Source organism: Aeromonas sp. 84A (genome assembly GCF_051919345.1).
GTDB lineage: Bacteria > Pseudomonadota > Gammaproteobacteria > Enterobacterales > Aeromonadaceae > Aeromonas > Aeromonas veronii.
In genome coordinates this window covers 1,288,178-1,304,573 of record NZ_JBQBEW010000001.1, presented here as the reverse complement: position 1 = coordinate 1,304,573, position 16,396 = coordinate 1,288,178, and the positions used below count along the sequence as shown (strand labels likewise).

The 16,396-nt window shown below is 59.9% G+C and carries 20 protein-coding genes; 5 read left to right on the top strand and 15 right to left on the bottom strand.

What is annotated here, in order from left to right; genetic code table 11:
- Window positions 1-33 precede the first annotated feature (33 nt).
- Together ACTG20_RS06205 and ACTG20_RS06200 are read left to right on the top strand one after the other, a co-directional pair.
- Window positions 34-597: a septation protein A gene (locus tag ACTG20_RS06205; RefSeq protein ID WP_005354349.1), complete on the top strand. Its 564-nt coding sequence runs from the start codon at window positions 34-36 to the stop codon at window positions 595-597.
- A gap of 24 nt (window positions 598-621) precedes the next feature.
- Window positions 622-918: a YciI family protein gene (locus ACTG20_RS06200; protein ID WP_005362668.1), complete on the top strand. Its 297-nt coding sequence runs from the start codon at window positions 622-624 to the stop codon at window positions 916-918.
- 87 nt (window positions 919-1,005) lie between these two features.
- Here the strand turns inward: ACTG20_RS06200 and cysQ are convergent, their stop codons facing one another.
- The 11 genes from cysQ to rpoE all read right to left on the bottom strand — a co-directional run bounded on the left by cysQ (window position 1,006) and on the right by rpoE (window position 10,691).
- A complete protein-coding gene (gene cysQ / locus ACTG20_RS06195) occupies window positions 1,006-1,773 on the bottom strand; it encodes a 3'(2'),5'-bisphosphate nucleotidase CysQ (protein ID WP_376787903.1) in 768 nt (255 codons plus the stop codon).
- A 202-nt stretch (window positions 1,774-1,975) separates the two neighbouring features.
- Complete coding sequence (gene pdxJ, locus ACTG20_RS06190; protein ID WP_005335389.1) at window positions 1,976-2,713, bottom strand: pyridoxine 5'-phosphate synthase; 738 nt, start codon at window positions 2,711-2,713, stop codon at window positions 1,976-1,978.
- Between the two features lie 84 nt (window positions 2,714-2,797).
- Entirely contained in the window at window positions 2,798-3,508 is a 711-nt protein-coding gene (gene recO, locus ACTG20_RS06185) for a DNA repair protein RecO (protein ID WP_005335391.1), read from the bottom strand.
- Window positions 3,509-3,522: 14 nt separating this feature from the next.
- Complete coding sequence (gene era / locus ACTG20_RS06180; protein WP_033112795.1) at window positions 3,523-4,422, bottom strand: GTPase Era; 900 nt, start codon at window positions 4,420-4,422, stop codon at window positions 3,523-3,525.
- The gene (gene rnc, locus ACTG20_RS06175; RefSeq protein ID WP_005335394.1) at window positions 4,419-5,090 is read right to left on the bottom strand and encodes a ribonuclease III; all 672 of its coding nucleotides are present in this window, start codon (window positions 5,088-5,090) and stop codon (window positions 4,419-4,421) included. The genes era and rnc overlap by 4 nt, the downstream gene beginning before the upstream one ends.
- Window positions 5,091-6,014, bottom strand: a complete 924-nt coding sequence (gene lepB, locus ACTG20_RS06170; RefSeq protein ID WP_005335395.1) for a signal peptidase I — start codon at window positions 6,012-6,014, stop codon at window positions 5,091-5,093.
- 3 nt (window positions 6,015-6,017) lie between these two features.
- On the bottom strand, window positions 6,018-7,811 hold the full coding sequence (gene lepA / locus ACTG20_RS06165; RefSeq protein WP_005335396.1) for a translation elongation factor 4: 1,794 nt from the start codon (window positions 7,809-7,811) through the stop codon (window positions 6,018-6,020).
- A gap of 116 nt (window positions 7,812-7,927) precedes the next feature.
- Entirely contained in the window at window positions 7,928-8,389 is a 462-nt protein-coding gene (locus ACTG20_RS06160; protein ID WP_040068038.1) for a SoxR reducing system RseC family protein, read from the bottom strand.
- Window positions 8,390-8,482: 93 nt separating this feature from the next.
- Window positions 8,483-9,463 carry a MucB/RseB C-terminal domain-containing protein gene (locus ACTG20_RS06155; protein ID WP_005335407.1) on the bottom strand — a complete coding sequence of 327 codons (981 nt, stop codon included), beginning with the start codon at window positions 9,461-9,463 and terminating at the stop codon, window positions 8,483-8,485.
- Between the two features lie 21 nt (window positions 9,464-9,484).
- Entirely contained in the window at window positions 9,485-10,087 is a 603-nt protein-coding gene (locus ACTG20_RS06150; protein ID WP_005335409.1) for an RseA family anti-sigma factor, read from the bottom strand.
- A 22-nt stretch (window positions 10,088-10,109) separates the two neighbouring features.
- Window positions 10,110-10,691: an RNA polymerase sigma factor RpoE gene (gene rpoE, locus ACTG20_RS06145; RefSeq protein WP_005335411.1), complete on the bottom strand. Its 582-nt coding sequence runs from the start codon at window positions 10,689-10,691 to the stop codon at window positions 10,110-10,112.
- A 182-nt stretch (window positions 10,692-10,873) separates the two neighbouring features.
- On the opposite strand from rpoE, the gene nadB reads away from it, so the two are divergent.
- Window positions 10,874-12,481 (top strand): L-aspartate oxidase, encoded by a 1,608-nt coding sequence (nadB, locus tag ACTG20_RS06140; protein ID WP_005335413.1) that lies wholly within the window; start codon window positions 10,874-10,876, stop codon window positions 12,479-12,481.
- A 155-nt stretch (window positions 12,482-12,636) separates the two neighbouring features.
- Here the strand turns inward: nadB and ACTG20_RS06135 are convergent, their stop codons facing one another.
- Both ACTG20_RS06135 and ACTG20_RS06130 read right to left on the bottom strand, forming a co-directional pair.
- Window positions 12,637-13,029 carry a protein YgfX gene (locus ACTG20_RS06135; protein ID WP_194494515.1) on the bottom strand — a complete coding sequence of 131 codons (393 nt, stop codon included), beginning with the start codon at window positions 13,027-13,029 and terminating at the stop codon, window positions 12,637-12,639.
- A gap of 19 nt (window positions 13,030-13,048) precedes the next feature.
- Window positions 13,049-13,318, bottom strand: a complete 270-nt coding sequence (locus tag ACTG20_RS06130) for an FAD assembly factor SdhE (RefSeq protein WP_005335417.1) — start codon at window positions 13,316-13,318, stop codon at window positions 13,049-13,051.
- A 111-nt stretch (window positions 13,319-13,429) separates the two neighbouring features.
- Here ACTG20_RS06130 and ygfZ point away from each other — a divergent pair, with 111 nt between their 5' ends.
- Complete coding sequence (ygfZ, locus tag ACTG20_RS06125; protein WP_194494516.1) at window positions 13,430-14,338, top strand: tRNA-modifying protein YgfZ; 909 nt, start codon at window positions 13,430-13,432, stop codon at window positions 14,336-14,338.
- 6 nt (window positions 14,339-14,344) lie between these two features.
- On the opposite strand, the gene ACTG20_RS06120 is transcribed toward ygfZ, so the two are convergent.
- A complete protein-coding gene (locus ACTG20_RS06120; protein WP_194494517.1) occupies window positions 14,345-15,226 on the bottom strand; it encodes a LysR family transcriptional regulator in 882 nt (293 codons plus the stop codon).
- A gap of 125 nt (window positions 15,227-15,351) precedes the next feature.
- Between ACTG20_RS06120 and ACTG20_RS06115 the strand changes: the two genes are divergently transcribed.
- Window positions 15,352-15,798: a PACE efflux transporter gene (locus ACTG20_RS06115; protein WP_047436069.1), complete on the top strand. Its 447-nt coding sequence runs from the start codon at window positions 15,352-15,354 to the stop codon at window positions 15,796-15,798.
- Window positions 15,799-15,960: 162 nt separating this feature from the next.
- On the opposite strand, the gene ACTG20_RS06110 is transcribed toward ACTG20_RS06115, so the two are convergent.
- A complete protein-coding gene (locus tag ACTG20_RS06110) occupies window positions 15,961-16,317 on the bottom strand; it encodes a hypothetical protein (RefSeq protein ID WP_069529227.1) in 357 nt (118 codons plus the stop codon).
- Window positions 16,318-16,396 lie beyond the last annotated feature (79 nt).

Here is a 16,396-nt window from a genome sequence, read left to right as displayed (position 1 = left end):
TTGCAGGCCATCTTTGAGGACTAGGCGCCAGACATGAAGCAATTTATTGAATTTATTCCACTTATCGTTTTCTTCGCGGTCTACAAGTTCTACGACATCTACATGGCTACCGGCGCACTGGTAGTGGTCACCGGTCTGCAGCTCGCCTATAGCTGGATCCGCTATCGCAAAGTCGAGAAGATGCAGCTCTTTACCTTCCTGCTGGTTGGCTTCTTCGGCGGCCTCACCGTCTTCTTCCACGATGACACCTTCATCAAGTGGAAAGTGACTGTCATCAACGTACTGTTTGCACTGGGTCTGCTCATCAGCCGCTACGGCTTTGGCAAGAACCTGATCAAACAGATGCTGGCCAAGGAGCTGCAAGCGCCCGATGCAGTCTGGGACAAGGTCAATCTCGGCTGGGTCGGCTTCTTTACCGTCTGTGGCCTGCTCAACCTCTATGTGGCGTTCAACCTGCCGCAGGAGATGTGGGTCAACTTCAAGGTGTTCGGTCTGCTGGGGATGACGCTGGTCTTTACCCTGCTGAGCGGCGTCTATCTCTACCGCCACATCCCTGCCGAGCAGTTGTCCCAGCAAAAAGACGAACCCAAAAAGTAACCCTCATCAGAAAAGGATTGTCTCATGTGGTATCTCATCTACTCCGAAGATGTCCCCGATAGCCTGCCACTGCGCAAGCAAGTTCGCCCTGCCCATCTTGCCCGACTGCAAGCCCTGCAGGATGAAGGTCGCCTGCTGACCGCCGGCCCCAACCCGGCTATCGATGCCGAGGATCCGGCCGATGCAGGCTTTACCGGCAGCACCGTCATCGCCGAGTTTGCCTCGCAGGCGGACGCCCAAGCCTGGGCCGATGCCGACCCTTATGTGACCGCCGGTGTTTACGCCAAGGTCACCATCAAGCCGTTCAAGAAAGTCTTTTAAAACTGCGTCAGATGCAAAGAGGCCGGAACGGGTGTACAACCCGATCCGGCCTCTTTTTATTGCGCGTTGCTCAGCGCACCAACAAGGTCACGCTCTGGCGACAAACCAGGGATTGAGGATATCGGGCTTGTTGTAAGCAAGGGGTGAGCCATCGAGCTGGGTGACGCTGCCACCCGCCCCCTCCAGCACCGCCTGCGCCGCGCCGGTATCCCACTCGCAGGTGGGTGCGAGGCGCGGATAGAGCTCGGCGCCCCCCTCGGCGATGATGCAGAACTTGAGGGAGCTACCCATGGAGACCAGCTCGATCTCGCCAAAAGGAGCCAAGAAATCGAGGGTCTCCTGCGACAGGTGGTTGCGACTGCCCACCACTCGCCACGCCTCGCCTTCACGATGAGGCCGGGTCTGGATAGGCTCGCGCTTGCCATCGGCGATGCGCCAGGCACCAAGACCCTTTCCGCCATACCAGAGCTTGTCCAGCACTGGGGCATAGACCAGCCCCCAGCGCGGCGCCCCCCCTTCAATCAGCGCGATATTGACGGTGAACTCGCCGTTGCGCGAGACAAACTCCTTGGTGCCGTCGAGGGGATCCACCAGCCAGTAGCGGGACCAGCCGTGGCGCGCCGCCATCACCTCGGACCCCGACTCCTCCGACAGCACAGGGATATCAGGAGTCAGCCGTGCCAACGCCTGCACTATCACCTCATGAGCCCCCTTGTCGGCCGCGGTCAGCGGACTCTCGTCGCTCTTGTACTCCACCGCGAAGGGCTGGCTGTAGATGGCCATGATGGCCGCTCCCGCCGCGCGGGCGACAGGTTCAAGTTCGGTGATATCGGGGTGGTACAAGGGATGATCCATAACATTCTCGTCCAGCTCACAGGGTCAACCAGTGTAACCCTTTTGACATCAACTGCTTATAGCCGATTGTGCTGGGTTATTACAGCTCTATAGCCGCCAACCCATTGCCCTCACTTGAACAACGCCTGAAATAACAAAGGACGCCGTGGCGCCCCTTGTTGTTTTTGGTGGCCGGTCTCAGGCCGCGGGCCTATTTTGCAACTCAGATCCCCTGACGGGCTTCCTGCATCAGCAGGCGCATGTCGCTCACGGCCTTGGCCAGACCATCGAAGGCGGCGCGGCCGATGATGGCGTGGCCGATGTTGAGCTCATAGAGCTCGGGGATGGCGGCGATGGCTTTGACGTTGTGGTAATGCAGGCCATGGCCGGCATTGACCTTGAGCCCCTTGCCAGCGGCATAGGAGGCGCCGGCGGCGATACGCTTGAACTCGGCGTTGCGCTCGGCATCTGTGGTGGCATCGGCATAACGGCCAGTGTGGATTTCGATAAAGGGGGCACCACTCTCGGCAGCCGCATCGATCTGGATGGGATCGGCATCGATAAAGAGGGAAACCTGGGCCCCCACAGCGGAAAGACGGGCAACGGCGTCAGTCACCTTGTCCAGCTGACCGGCCACGTCCAGACCGCCTTCAGTGGTCACCTCGGTGCGCTTCTCCGGCACCAGACAGACGAAGTGGGGCTTGATGCGACAGGCGATGCCGATCATCTCTTCGGTCACTGCCATCTCCAGGTTCATTCTGGTCTGGATAGTCTGGCGCAGGATCTCCACATCGCGGTCGGTGATGTGGCGGCGATCTTCACGCAGATGCACGGTAATGCCATCGGCCCCGGCCTGTTCGGCCACGAACGCGGCCTGTACCGGATCCGGATACTGGGTGCCACGGGCATTGCGCAGGGTGGCGATATGGTCGATGTTCACACCCAGATAGATTTCACTCATTGAGAACTCCTTGAAAGGCTTCATCTGTTGACTGCGCGGTCAGCGAATCACCCCGCGCCAATATCCGTATGTCTGTAATCTGTGTCAGCCTTGCATACTGGCCTTGCGTTTTAAAAACAGCTCCCGGCTCTTTAGCTGGCGCTTGCCCAGATAGGGTTGCAGTGCCAATCGGCTGAAACGTTTGGCCGCCTGCAGCAAGGGAGGGGTATCGAAACGTCCCTCGGCAAAGGCGAGCAGGTGGGCACCGAGAAACAGGGTACGGGGATCCGGCGCCCGCTCGCAAGCAACAAAGCCCAATTCACGCTCGAAGCCATAGAGCAAGGTCGGCTCGATGGGCGACTCGTCATCCGCCGTGTATTCGAAATCGACCGCATAGCCCAGCGCCTGCAGCAGCAGAAACTCGAAGCGGCGCAGCGGCAGCTCAGGCGTCTCGCCATCGGCCAGCGCCATGATGGCACGGGCATAGGCGTCGAACACCTCGGGGAACGGGGTGTGCGCTTCCAGCAGGTAGTAGACCAGCTCGTTGAGATAGAGGCCGTAGAAGAGGCGATCGCCACCGAGACGCAGGGAGTGGTCGGGGCATTCGACCTGGGTGAGGTTCTTGAGATCCCCCTTGCCGCGCCAGGCGATGGTGAGCAGGGTAAAGGGTTGCAGCAGCCCCTTGAGAGGGGAGCGTGGCCCGCGAGAACCGCGAGCCACCAGGGTAAAGCGGCCACTATCCTGGGTGAAAACCTCGACCAGCTGGCTGGTCTCACGATAGGGTCGGCTATGGATGACGAAAGCCGGGGTCAGCAATCAGTCAGCGCCACTTAATCGTCACCGTAGCCAAGACTGCGCAGGGCGCGCTCGTCATCGGCCCAGCCGGATTTGACCTTGACCCACAGCTCGAGGTGCACCTTGTTCTGGAACAGCCGTTCCATATCGAGACGCGCCTCGGTGCCGATGGTCTTGATCTTCTCGCCCTTGTTGCCGATGACCATCTTCTTCTGGCCATCGCGCTCGACCAGAATGAGGCCGTGGATGTGATAGATACCGCTCTCTTCCACCTTGAAGCGCTCGATCTCCACCGTCACCGAGTAGGGCAGCTCCTCACCGGTGAAGCGCATCAGCTTCTCGCGGATGATCTCGGAGGCCATGAAACGGGAGGAGCGATCGGTCACGTAATCTTCCGGGAAGAAGTGGACGTTTTCCGGCAGCAACGGCTTGGCCCACTCGCGGATCTTCTCCACGTTGGTGCCCTTCTGGGCACTGATGGGCAGGATATGGGCGAAGTTCATCTGCTGGCCCAGCCACTCGAGGTGGGGAAGCAGCTCCTCCTTCTCCTTGACGTTGTCGATCTTGTTGACCGCCAGCACCACAGGGCACTTGAGATTGCGCAGCTTGCCCAGCACCATCTCGTCGTCTTTGGTCCAGTGGGTACCATCGACCATGAACACCACCATGGCCACATCACCCAGCGAACTGGTGGCGGCACGGTTCATCAGGCGGTTGATGGCCCGTTTCTCTTCAATGTGCAGACCCGGGGTGTCGACATAGATGGTCTGGTAGTTATCCTCGGTGTCGATCCCCAAAATCCGGTGACGGGTGGTCTGGGGCTTCTTCGAGGTGATGCTGACCTTCTGGCCAAGCAGCTTGTTGAGCAGGGTGGACTTGCCCACGTTCGGGCGGCCCACGATGGCGACAAAGCCGCAATAGGTAGTATCTGTCATGACAGTTTTTCCAATGCTTGCTGCGCCGCGGCCTGTTCGGCCTTGCGACGGCTGGTGCCGACCCCGACGAGGGGACCATCCAGACCTTCCACGTCACACTGGACGGTGAACTCCTGGTTGTGTGCCTCGCCCTTGACGTTGGTCACAGTGTAGGTCGGCAGGGATTTGCGGCTTCCCTGCAAAATTTCTTGCAGACGGGTCTTGGGATCTTTCTGCTCGATGCCCGGCTTGATCTCTTCCAGGCGGCTGGCGTACCAGCTCAGCAGCAGTGTCCGCACCGTCTCAAGATTGGTATCCAGATAGACGGCACCGATCACCGCCTCGACCGTATCGGCCAGAATGGATTCGCGGCGAAAACCGCCGCTCTTGAGTTCGCCGGGACCGAGGATCAGGTGATCCCCGAGGTCAAACTCCCGGCCCAGTTCGGCCAGGGTCTTCTCGCGCACCAGGGTGGCGCGCATCCGGCTGAGATCCCCTTCCGCCGCTTGCGGGAAGCGGTGGAACAGATCGTCGGCAATCACCAGACTCAAAATCGAGTCACCCAGAAATTCCAGTCGTTCATTGTGACGGGAGCCGGCGCTGCGGTGAGTCAGCGCCCGGGTCAGTAGTTCCAGATCCGCAAAGACATGCCCGAGACGGGACTGCAGTCTGTTCATCTTGATATTCATTTACTTGATTCCGCCAATGCGGTTGAAGCGCACACCTGTCGGTACCCAACTTGGCAGCAGGGAGCCTTCTTCGCGCTCGAATTCAAAACTTATCCAGATAGCGACCGCCTTGCCGACCAGATTCTGCTCGGGCACAAAGCCCCAGAAGCGGCTGTCGGTGCTGTTGTCGCGGTTGTCGCCCATCACGAAATACTGGCCTTCCGGTACCACCCACTCGTCGGGGTAGGTGCCGGGCTGGCGATAGTAACGGCCAACCATGTCGGGCATCAGCGGATTGCGCAGGGTCTCGTGGGAGACATCACCCAACTGCTCGGTATAGCGGTCAAGGGGGATCCCCATCTGGGTAAATTCGCCTCTTTGTTCAAACTTGACGTCGAGCTTCTTGAAGCCCGGACACGTTTTCCCTTCCTGCTCTTCGCACTTGGGCCGGATCATCAGCTCCTTGTTGCGATAGATGACCCGATCACCCGGCATGCCGACCACCCGCTTGATGTAGTCAACGCGCGGTTCAAGGGGATACTTGAACACCACCACGTCGCCACGCTTGGGCTCGCCAGTCTCGAGGAACTTGGTGTTGGTCACCGGATCCCGCAGACCGTAGGCAAATTTTTCCACCAGGATGAAGTCGCCCACCAGCAGGGTGGGCATCATGGAACCTGACGGGATCTGGAACGGTTCAAAAATGAACGAACGCAGGATCAGCACAAAAGTGATGACCGGGAAGACCCCAGCGGTCTGCTCAATCCAGACCGGCACGGGGGCCACCTTGGCCAGGGTCTTCTCATCCAGGTGGGCACCGCCATGGGCACGAGCCACGGCAATCTTGGCGGCGCGCTGCTTGGACCAAATCATCTTGTCCAGACACCAGATAACACCGGTGATCGCGCAGACCACCACCAGGATCAGGGAAAACGTGCTTGCCATCTATTAATCCTTTCCGACGTGGAGAATCGCGAGGAAGGCTTCCTGCGGCACGTCGACACGGCCGAGGGACTTCATCCGCTTCTTACCTTCTTTCTGCTTGTTCAGCAGTTTCTTCTTACGACTCACATCACCACCGTAGCACTTGGCGGTTACGTCTTTACGCAGAGCCTTGACAGTGCTGCGAGCGATGATCTGGTTGCCGATGGCCGCCTGAATGGCGATATCGAACATCTGGCGCGGGATCAGCTCGCGCATCTTCTCCACCACCTGACGACCGCGATACTGGGCGTTGTCCTTGTGGGTGATGATGGCCAGGGCATCGACGCGCTCACCGTTGATCATGATATCCAGACGGACCATGTCGGAGGTTTCGAAACGCTTGAAGCCATAGTCCAGCGAGGCGTAACCACGACTGGTGGATTTCAGACGGTCGAAGAAGTCGAGCACCACTTCCGCCATCGGGATTTCATAGGTCAGCGCCACCTGCTTGCCGTGGTAGACCATGTTGGTCTGCACGCCACGCTTCTCGATACAGAGGGTGATCACGTTGCCCATGTACTCCTGCGGCAGCAGGATATGACACTCGGCGATCGGCTCGCGCATCTCCTTGATGCTGGTGATGGCGGGCATCTGGGCCGGGCTGTCGATATGGATGGTGGAGCCGTCGGTCAGCTCGATCTCGTACACTACTGTCGGCGCCGTGGTGATCAGATCCAGATCGTATTCACGCTCCAGACGCTCCTGAATGATCTCCATGTGCAGCATGCCGAGGAAGCCGCAACGGAAGCCGAAGCCCAGCGCAGTGGAGCTCTCCGGTTCGAAGAACAGGGAGGCATCGTTCAGGGAGAGCTTGTCGAGGGCGTCACGGAACGACTCGTAGTCATCGCTGGAGATAGGGAACAGACCCGCATAAACCTGCGGCTTCACCTTCTTGAAGCCAGCCAGCGCCTTGTCGGCACCGTTCTTGGCCTGAGTCAGGGTATCGCCCACCGGCGCGCCGTGGATGTCCTTGATACCGCAGACAACCCAACCTACCTCGCCGCAACCCAGACCCTGAGTATCCACCTGCTTGGGTGTGAAGATACCGATACGATCGACACCCCACACCTGACCGGTGCTCATCACCTTGATCTTGTCGTTCTTCTTCAGGGAACCGTTCTTGATCCGCACCAAAGAGACAACGCCCAGATAGGAGTCGAACCAGGAGTCGATGATCAGCGCCTGCAGCGGGGCATCCGGGTCACCTTCCGGCGCCGGGATCTTGGCGACGATCTCTTCCAGCACCAGATCAACACCCAGACCGGTCTTAGCGGAGCAGCGCACCGCATCGACTGCGTCGATACCGACGATGTCTTCGATCTCCTCGGCAACCCGCTCGGGTTCTGCGGCCGGCAGGTCAATTTTGTTCAGCACCGGCACCACTTCCAGATCCATTTCCATGGCGGTGTAGCAGTTGGCCAGAGTCTGTGCCTCAACCCCCTGGCCGGCATCCACCACCAGCAGCGCCCCTTCACAGGCCGCCAAAGAGCGGGAGACCTCGTAGGAGAAATCCACGTGGCCCGGGGTGTCGATAAAGTTCAGCTGGTAGGTGTTACCGTCTTGTGCCTGGTAGTTCAGGGTCACACTCTGTGCTTTGATGGTAATGCCGCGCTCGCGCTCCAGATCCATGGAGTCAAGCACCTGAGCCTGCATCTCGCGGTCGGACAAGCCACCGCAAGTCTGGATCAGACGGTCCGACAAGGTCGATTTACCGTGGTCGATGTGCGCAATAATCGAAAAGTTACGAATGTGTTTCATCGAGCAAGAGTCACTCAAAATTAGTTAAGGTCAGTTATGGAGGCGCGATTTTACTGGATAACCCGGCTGACGGCCATTCTTTAGTCGCCAGCACCAGTGAAATAGCGCCTGTTCAGTCAGGGGAGAATGCGGACAGGGACGACCACGCCGAGCATCTGCGGGCCGTAGCGCCCCTGATCCAGGCGGTTGGAAAAGTAACGAACCAGTAAAAAGCCCAGCACGCCCCCCAGCAGGCAGCAGAGAATGGTAATTCCCTCCCCACCCGAGAGCAGCGGTGCCAGCCAGAGCTGCCCCAGCAAGGCGCCGGCCAACAGGCAGAAAAGCGGCAGCACATAGACCAGCGCCGCCCCGCGCAGCAGACTCTCCTGCGGGATACCGAGCCTCACTTGCTGGCCAACCCGCACCTCGGCGGTCAGCCTGACCCGCAAGCGGGGAGCTTTCAGGGGAAACGCCTTGGCCACGGTGCCGGTACCGCAGTTGGATTGCTGCTGACAACCACTGCAGGCGGAGCGACGCTCACACTCCACCCAGGCATGGTCACCCTCAATGGCCACCACGGTCGCCAGCTCTTCACTCATCTCATTCACGGCAACACCTCGGGTTCACACAATCAGGGGATCTGACCACGACTCGCCACGCTCGGCAAGCGGTGAAGAACCCCGCATCCCCCGTTACTGCACCGCTTCGTTGCGGGCCAGCGGCTGGACCGACTCGGCGATGCGCTTGGCGGTTTCGGCAGGCACCTCACCGACCACGGTGATCTCGACCCCCACCTCGTTGACATAGCTCACCAGCGAGGTCGCCCCCTGGCGGATCAGCTGCTGGCGCACCGCCTGCTTGGGATCCACCCGGGAGACGTAGACCGAGAGATCCACCAGCCCGTCGGAGAGCATCATGTAGTCCACCGGCATACTGGTGGTCACCAGCTGGTGCCGGTCTTGCGACAGCACCTTGAAGCCATCGGGCAGCCAGGTGATCTGCCAGTTCAACTGCTGTTGTGGCGCCGGATAGGCATCCTCCAGCGCCAGCGCCGGAGGCTGCTTGCTGTTGGCCAGCTTCACCAGCCAGGGGGCCGGTTTGCTCTGCAGATCCAGCTCGACACCGAGCACCTGCTCCACCAGATTGCCTTCCCGCTCGACCATGTCGATCCGCAGCAGCAAGTGGCTCTGCTCATCAATCCAGAGCACGAAACCATATTTGTCGGCCTCTTTAGGCACCAGCCTTACCACCTGCGCCACCACACCGGCAACCCGGCTGCGGCCGGCCAGCACAGGATCATAGCTCTCCAGCACCTGTGCCAGCGGCATCTTCACCAGGGTCGACCAGATGCCGGGGAAGCGGGCATCCTTCAGTGTGTAGGGATCGTGGCTGTTTTCAAAGAAGGTGTATTCGTTCTGGCGCTGGAGATACTCGATCGCCTTGCCGTCGAGGTAACTGAGGTGGGCCACTTCCTTGCCGTTGATCACGGCATGGCTGATCCGGATCGGTTCAAGACGCCCCTGACGGGCCTTGACCATGGACAACTCGAAATTCTGTTGCTGCACGGCACTCTGCATCTGCTGCAACAAGGCCTCGGCCGACTTATCGTCGGCCGAGGCCTTGGCACTAATCAGCAGGAGAGAGGCCAGCAAAATACGGCTGGACTGGCGCACGTTTGTATCCCTGACAATTCGTTATTGTTGGATCTGTCTGTCTTGCAACAGGCGCTGCTGCAACTGGTGGTCACGCAGGAAGGCGTTGATCCGCTCCCGCTGCTCCTGCATCTGCTGTTCGGTCAGCCCTTGCTGACGGGCACGGGCGCCATCCTGTTGCGGATAGTGAACACTCACAGGTGCCGCACTGCCACCGATTGGAATGGTATTGAGCACCGGATTGGCCGGAACGCCATCCTGTCCCTGATACTGCTGCACCCCGAAGATAACGGCAGCGGCCACAGATGCCGCAATGGCATATTGACCCAGCTGCTGACCGACACGGCGGAACAACGGAACCACATTGGAATCAGTCTTGACCGGCGCAACGGCAGGTTGCAGCACGGGAGCCGTCTCGACCGGCTTGGGTGCCAGTATGGTGGGCTCATCCTCCAGCGCAGCCATAATGCTGTCACTGAGATCCAGTTGCAGATTGACCGGCAGGTCACCCCGCATGGCATCGCCGATCAGGTGGTAACGACCCCAGGTATCTTGCAAGTCGGAGTCCATCTCCAGCTCGTTCAGTACCTCTGCGTCACTCAGGTCACCATCCATCAGGGCAGAGATTTGCTCTTTATTTGCCATAAGTTAACCCGTCTTTCCCCAGTTAATTCTCGATCAGAGGTTGCAGCTTTTTATCGATTGCTTCCCTCGCCCGGAAGATACGGGATCTGACCGTACCCACAGGGCAATCCATGATTTCGGCAATCTCTTCGTAGCTCAGCCCTTCCAGTTCGCGGAGGGTGATAGCTGTCCTCAGGTCTTCCGGCAATGCCTCTATGGCTGAAAACACGGTGCGTTTGATCTCGTCAGTCAGCGCCAGGTTTTCGGGGGTTGAGACCTCTTGCAAGGCTTCACCACCACCATAAGACTCCGCTTCGTCAGCCTCCACATCACTGCTGGGCGGCCTGCGCCCCTGGGAGGTGAGATAATTCTTCGCCGTGTTGACGGCAATTCGGTACAACCAGGTGTAAAAAGCACTTTCGCCACGGAATGTCGGCAATGCACGGTAGGCTTTTATAAAGGCCTCTTGCGCCACATCGGGCACATCACCGGGATTGTTGACATACCTGGCAACCAGGTTGACCACCTTATGCTGGTATTTTTTTACCAACAGGTTGAAAGCTGCTTTATCGCCGCGCTGGACCCGTTCAACCAGCTGTTCGTCCAGTAGATTCTGGTCGCTCATCAGAGCCGTAAAACCCCCATCAGGTTATCGTTTTTCTTTTCCGGCCCTTCCTAAGCGCACAAGTTCAGACAGGGTGAATCAGAGAAAGTTCGCTTCAATTGAAAAAAATGTGATGCAGGCTGCATCCTCGCCCTCGCTTGGGCTACCATGGTGCCAGTTCTTAATCCAGGCCAATGATACTTATGAAAGCAAGTGTTGAATACCTTTGCGATGTACTGATCATTGGCAGCGGTGCCGCTGGTTTGTCCCTCGCGTTGCGATTGGCAGACCACGCCAAAGTCCTGGTTCTGAGCAAGGGGCCCATCAGTGAAGGGGCCACTTTCTATGCGCAAGGAGGCATCGCTGCCGTTTTCGACGAAACCGACAGCATCGAATCCCACGTGAGCGACACGCTCAACGCGGGCGCCGGGTTGTGTGACCCGGCAGTGGTCGAGTTCACCGCTCGCCACGCCCGCGAATCCATCCAGTGGCTCATTCAGCAGGGGGTCCCCTTCGATCAGGAGGAGAACGCCGACGGCGAATCCCAGTACCACCTCACCCGCGAAGGTGGCCACAGCCATCGCCGCATCTTCCACGCGGCGGATGCCACCGGCAAGGCGGTGCAGCTCACCCTGATCGATCAGGTCCGTGCTCACCCCAATATCCAGCTGATGGAGCGCTTCAACGCGGTCGACCTCATCACCACCCGCAAGCTCAACCTGCCGGGCAACAAGGTGCTGGGGGCCTACGTCTGGAACCGCAACGCCGAGCAGGTCGAGGTGATCCGTGCCCGTTTCGTGGCGCTGGCCACCGGTGGCGCCTCTAAGGTCTACCAGTACACCTCCAACCCGGATGTGAGCTCTGGCGATGGCATCGCGATGGCATGGCGGGCCGGCTGCCGGGTGGCGAACCTGGAGTTCAACCAGTTCCACCCCACCAGCCTGTTCCACCCGGACGACCCCAACTTCCTGCTGACCGAAGCCCTGCGTGGCGAGGGGGCCTATCTGCGCCGCCCGGACGGCAGCCGCTTTATGCCGGAGTTTGACGAGCGGGCCGAGCTGGCACCGCGCGATATCGTCGCCCGCGCCATCGACCACGAGATGAAGCGGCTCGGGGCGGACTGCATGTATCTGGACATCAGCCACAAACCGGCCGATTTCATCATCAAGCACTTCCCGACCATTTATGAGCGCTGCCTCGCGGTTGGCATCGACATCACCAAGGAGCCGATGCCCATCGTGCCGGCCGCCCACTACACCTGTGGCGGCGTCATGATCGACAACAACGGCCAGACCGATATCCCCGGCCTCTACGCCATAGGTGAAGTGACCTACACCGGTCTGCACGGCGCCAACCGCATGGCCTCCAACTCCCTGCTGGAATGCGTGGTCTATGCCCATCAGGCGGGGGCCGATATTCTGGCCAAGCTGCCGATGAGCGTGGAGCCGCCACGCCTGCCGGTGTGGGACGAGAGCAAGGTGGAAGATTCCGACGAACTGGTGGTGATCCAGCATAACTGGCACGAGCTGCGGCTGATGATGTGGGACTACGTGGGGATAGTGCGTACCAACAAACGCCTGGCCCGCGCCAAGCGCCGCATCGACCTGCTCAAGCAGGAGGTGCAGGAGTACTACGCCAACTTCCGCGTCTCCAACAACCTGCTGGAGCTGCGTAACCTGCTGCAGGTGGCCGAACTTATCGTCAACTGCGCCCTGCAGCGCAAGGAGTCGCGCGGCCTGCACTACAACCTGGATCATCCAGATATGCTGCCGGACTCCAAACCGACCGTGCTGACCCCGGAGCGGGATTAATCCCTTTCCCGCAAAGCGTTGCAGCAATCAGTGACCCCGCCCCGGCGGGGTCACTTGTTTTCAACCGCTTTTCAGCCACAAAAAGAGTACCTTCAACCACATAGCTGCGGCTTATCGCGATAACTCAGCACACGGTCATCACGGGGAAAACTCCGTCAGTACCGGGACGGCAGAAAGTGGATGGCTCGTGCCAGCAGGCGGTAATGTTCGGGGGGAAGGGCGTCGGAGAAGAGCCACAGTTGCCGTGGCGACACAGCTCCACTCTCTTGCTGCTCGGGACAAAGCGCCAGCCTGAGCACACCGGGCAGAATGCGGCTTTTCTTGTCAAGCTGATAGCGACGACCTTGCCACTGTAGCCACTGGCCATCCCAGACGAGCTCGAACGGGGGCTCGGCAAGCGCACGCCAGCTCAGCCAGAGCGCCGCCAGCCAGACGGGCAGCAACAGCGCCCACTGCCAACCGGCAATCAGACCTGCCACCGGCCAGAGCAACAACAGAAAGAGGGCCACCAGCAAATATTGCTGATGGCGGGAGGGGTGAACCGTCATGATCACCCGCTCCACGGTATTACCCCTGGCGGTCGTGGCGCGCCTGATTGCGCTCCAGGATCATCGGGATCATTGCGGCAAATGCGGGATCGGCAGGGACACCATGACCCATGCACCATTTGAACAGATCCGGATCGTCGCTCGCCAGCAGGCGGATAAAGGTCTGCTGATCGGCTTCGCTCAGGGAGTCGAACTCGTGTTCGAAAAAGGGCATAAAGATCACATCCAGCTCGAGCATACCGCGACGGCAGGCCCACTTCAGGCGGGATTTTTCAACTGGGCTCAACATGGCACTCTCCTTACAAAGACCGGGGGATGGTACCAGCTGGATTTTCCGGCTGACAAACATTAGTTACGTCTTTACCATGCAGCTCACATACTTTCTCTCTGGAATACCATCGTGAGCCTGCAACCACCTGTTTTTCCTGCCGAGCCGACCCGCTTCCCCCTGACCAAGCTGGCCATCACCCGTATCAGCGGCCAGGATCGCGTCAAATATCTGCAAGGTCAGGTCACCTGTGATGTCAACGCCCTGCAACCGGGGCAACAGACCCCGGGCGGCCACTGTAATCCCAAGGGCAAGCTGTGGAGCAATTTCCGCCTGCTCTGCCTCAACGACAGCCTGCTGCTGCTGACCAGCCCTTCAGTGTTGGAACGTCAGTTGCCGGAGCTGAAGAAATTTGCCGTCTTCTCCAAGGTCGAGATCGCCGCCGATGAACGCCACGCCACCGGTCTGGCTGGCAAGGGCACAGATGCGTGGGTCGCCGCGCAGTTTGGTCTGGAGCAGAGCGGTTTGGTCGCTGGCGGCATGGCGGTGAAGATCGAACAGGATCGCTGGCTGCTGGTGAGCAATCAGCAAGCCGACGCCCTGCCGCAAGGTGACGAGTCACTCTGGTGGGGGCTCGAGATCAAGGCGGGTCTGCCGCACATGGAGGCGGTGCATCAGGGGGAGTTCATCCCGCAGATGCTCAACCTGCAGGCGCTGGATGGCATCAGCTTCAACAAGGGCTGCTACATGGGGCAGGAGACGGTGGCCCGCGCCAAGTATCGCGGCGCCAACAATCGCGCCCTGTTCTTGCTGGCGGGCACCACCGGCGAGCCGGTCGCCAGCGGCGATACCCTTGAGCTGCAACTGGGTGACAACTGGCGCCGTAGCGGCATGGTGCTCAACGCCTGGCAACAGGCCGGGCAGGTGTGGCTCACCGCCGTGCTACCAAAAGATACCGAGGCTGATGCCCAATTCCGCCTCAAGCAGGACGAAGGCTCCCGCCTCACCCTGCAACCCCTGCCTTACGCCCTGACCGAGTAAGGTCGGCTATCGAGGCACCCGCGCCAGCAGTGCCTCCTTCAGCCAGCGCCCCGCCTGCCCCAGCGGGCGGGCGCGATGCCACTGCAACTCCAGCGCCAGCGCGTGGCTGGCGATAAAGTCCGGCTCCAGCACCACCACTTCGCCTCGAGCCAACGGCTGATGCAGCAGAAATTCCGGGATGGCGGACCAGCCAAGGCCCCGCTTGACCAGCTCCAGCACCCCGAGATCCCCCTCGACCCACCACACCTGAGCCGAAATGCGAAACCGCTGGCGCTCGCTCCCTTCCCGTCGGCCGGTCACCATCAGCTGACGAGCCCCCTGCAGATCGACCTCCCGCAGCGGCTGCTTGCGAGCCAGCGGATGATCCGGTGACACCACCAGCGGCATGGTCACCTCCCCCAGCGAACGGGCGACAATCTCCCGCTGGGGATGCACCTTCTGATAACTGATGCCGAGCTGGGCCCGACCGGTCACCAGCATCTCGGTCACATCCTCCATCAGCGGGAAGAGCAGCTCCAGCTCCACGGTCGGGTAACGAGTGGCGAACTCCTCCAGCAGGGTGCCGAGCCAGGGGAGGTGGGAGTCATCATCGATGGCCAGAGTGAGGCGCGTCTCCACCCCGGCCGCCAGCTCCCCGGCAATGGATTGCAACCGTTCACTCTGCGCCAGCAGGATCCCCGCCTCCTGCACCATGCGGGACCCCGCCTCCGTCAGCTGCGGATAGCGGCCGCTGCGGTCAAACAGGGTGAGCGCCAGATCGATCTCCAGATTGGCGATGGCGCTGCTCACCACCGACTGCGCCTTGCCCAGCTTGCGGGCGGCAGCGGAAAACGAGCCGGTTTCGGCGGCCGCCAACAAGACCCTCAGTTGTTCCAGTGATGGCGTCATCTTATGGCCCTCCGGCAAGCTCTCTAATCCATCTATTTTAGCGATGGATACCAACATGAATCTATCACTAAATATCTATAGATTAACCTGCAATTCGTGAATGAACCTGATTGAGAGAGTGACTTATGCGTACCCGTAACGATCGCCTGCGCCATGCCATTGGCTTTGAATTTATTGGCCTGCTGATTGCCGCCCCGCTGGCCAGCTGGGTTACCGGGGTCGGGCTCAACCATATGGGCCCGCTGGCACTGTTCTTCTCGGTGCTGGCCACCGTCTGGAACTACATCTACAACATCGGGGTCGACAAGCTGCTGCTGAAATATCAGGGCCATACCCACAAGACCCTGTGGCAACGGGTGCTGCATACCTTCGGCTTTGAGGGCGGTCTGCTGATCGTCGCGCTGCCGGTCATGTCCTGGTGGCTGAGCGTCAGCCTGCTGGAGGCGCTGGTGCTGGATCTGGGCTTCGTCGTCTTCTATCTGATCTATGCCTTCGTCTACAACTGGGGCTATGACAAGGTGTTCCCCATCCCTCGCGAAGTGCCGCACGGCATGCCCCAAGAGGCGCGCTAAGGCACGAATCAGTTGGATTGAAACCGAGAAGTGAAGGTCAACAAGGGAAGGCAACAGAAGAAACGACACGGCCCCATCATGGCAGACATGATGGGGCCGCAAGAGGGGTCAGCGCTGGCAGGCCGGCTGATTCAGAGGTAAGGATTCAGGCCTGCCCGTCGCTCAAGCCTGGGCCTTGAGCTCTTCGCCGCTCTCGTCAGTTGCGACAGCCTCTTCAGGCTGCGCCTGAGCGGCCTGCAGCGCTTCCAGCTCGCTCTGATAATCGCTCAGGATCTGCTGGGCAACCGCCATATCTCCCTTGTGTTTGCGCTCGAACAGATGGTGCTGCACCACGCCGTTGAGATACTCCACCGTGATGGGCTGCTCCAGGGTGGCCATCAGCTCCTCTTTCTCCAGCTCGGCATTGATTTCATCGGCGGTCGTGCGCAGCAGCCCGGCCAATTGAACCAACATGCGGCGCTCACCTTCGCGCAGCAGGCTCAACATGCGGTTTCTCTGCTGCTCATTCTGTTGGGTCATACATTTCCTTACGTCAATTGGGAACAAGCCCGCTCATTCTGCCCTGTCCCCATGACAGCGTCTATCTCATGCCCCCCAC

What these genes read in the sequence shown, in the direction of transcription:
- ACTG20_RS06205 (WP_005354349.1), top strand. Translation starts at nt 34, where the DNA reads ATGAAGCAATTTATTGAATTTATTCCACTTATCGTTTTCTTCGCGGTC.
- ACTG20_RS06200 (WP_005362668.1), top strand. Translation starts at nt 622, where the DNA reads ATGTGGTATCTCATCTACTCCGAAGATGTCCCCGATAGCCTGCCACTG.
- cysQ (WP_376787903.1), bottom strand. Translation starts at nt 1,773, where the DNA reads ATGGATCATCCCTTGTACCACCCCGATATCACCGAACTTGAACCTGTC.
- pdxJ (WP_005335389.1), bottom strand. Translation starts at nt 2,713, where the DNA reads ATGAGTGAAATCTATCTGGGTGTGAACATCGACCATATCGCCACCCTG.
- era (WP_033112795.1), bottom strand. Translation starts at nt 4,422, where the DNA reads ATGACAGATACTACCTATTGCGGCTTTGTCGCCATCGTGGGCCGCCCG.
- rnc (WP_005335394.1), bottom strand. Translation starts at nt 5,090, where the DNA reads ATGAATATCAAGATGAACAGACTGCAGTCCCGTCTCGGGCATGTCTTT.
- lepB (WP_005335395.1), bottom strand. Translation starts at nt 6,014, where the DNA reads ATGGCAAGCACGTTTTCCCTGATCCTGGTGGTGGTCTGCGCGATCACC.
- lepA (WP_005335396.1), bottom strand. Translation starts at nt 7,811, where the DNA reads ATGAAACACATTCGTAACTTTTCGATTATTGCGCACATCGACCACGGT.
- ACTG20_RS06160 (WP_040068038.1), bottom strand. Translation starts at nt 8,389, where the DNA reads ATGAGTGAAGAGCTGGCGACCGTGGTGGCCATTGAGGGTGACCATGCC.
- ACTG20_RS06150 (WP_005335409.1), bottom strand. Translation starts at nt 10,087, where the DNA reads ATGGCAAATAAAGAGCAAATCTCTGCCCTGATGGATGGTGACCTGAGT.
- rpoE (WP_005335411.1), bottom strand. Translation starts at nt 10,691, where the DNA reads ATGAGCGACCAGAATCTACTGGACGAACAGCTGGTTGAACGGGTCCAG.
- nadB (WP_005335413.1), top strand. Translation starts at nt 10,874, where the DNA reads ATGAAAGCAAGTGTTGAATACCTTTGCGATGTACTGATCATTGGCAGC.
- ACTG20_RS06135 (WP_194494515.1), bottom strand. Translation starts at nt 13,029, where the DNA reads ATGACGGTTCACCCCTCCCGCCATCAGCAATATTTGCTGGTGGCCCTC.
- ACTG20_RS06130 (WP_005335417.1), bottom strand. Translation starts at nt 13,318, where the DNA reads ATGTTGAGCCCAGTTGAAAAATCCCGCCTGAAGTGGGCCTGCCGTCGC.
- ACTG20_RS06120 (WP_194494517.1), bottom strand. Translation starts at nt 15,226, where the DNA reads ATGACGCCATCACTGGAACAACTGAGGGTCTTGTTGGCGGCCGCCGAA.
- ACTG20_RS06115 (WP_047436069.1), top strand. Translation starts at nt 15,352, where the DNA reads ATGCGTACCCGTAACGATCGCCTGCGCCATGCCATTGGCTTTGAATTT.
- ACTG20_RS06110 (WP_069529227.1), bottom strand. Translation starts at nt 16,317, where the DNA reads ATGACCCAACAGAATGAGCAGCAGAGAAACCGCATGTTGAGCCTGCTG.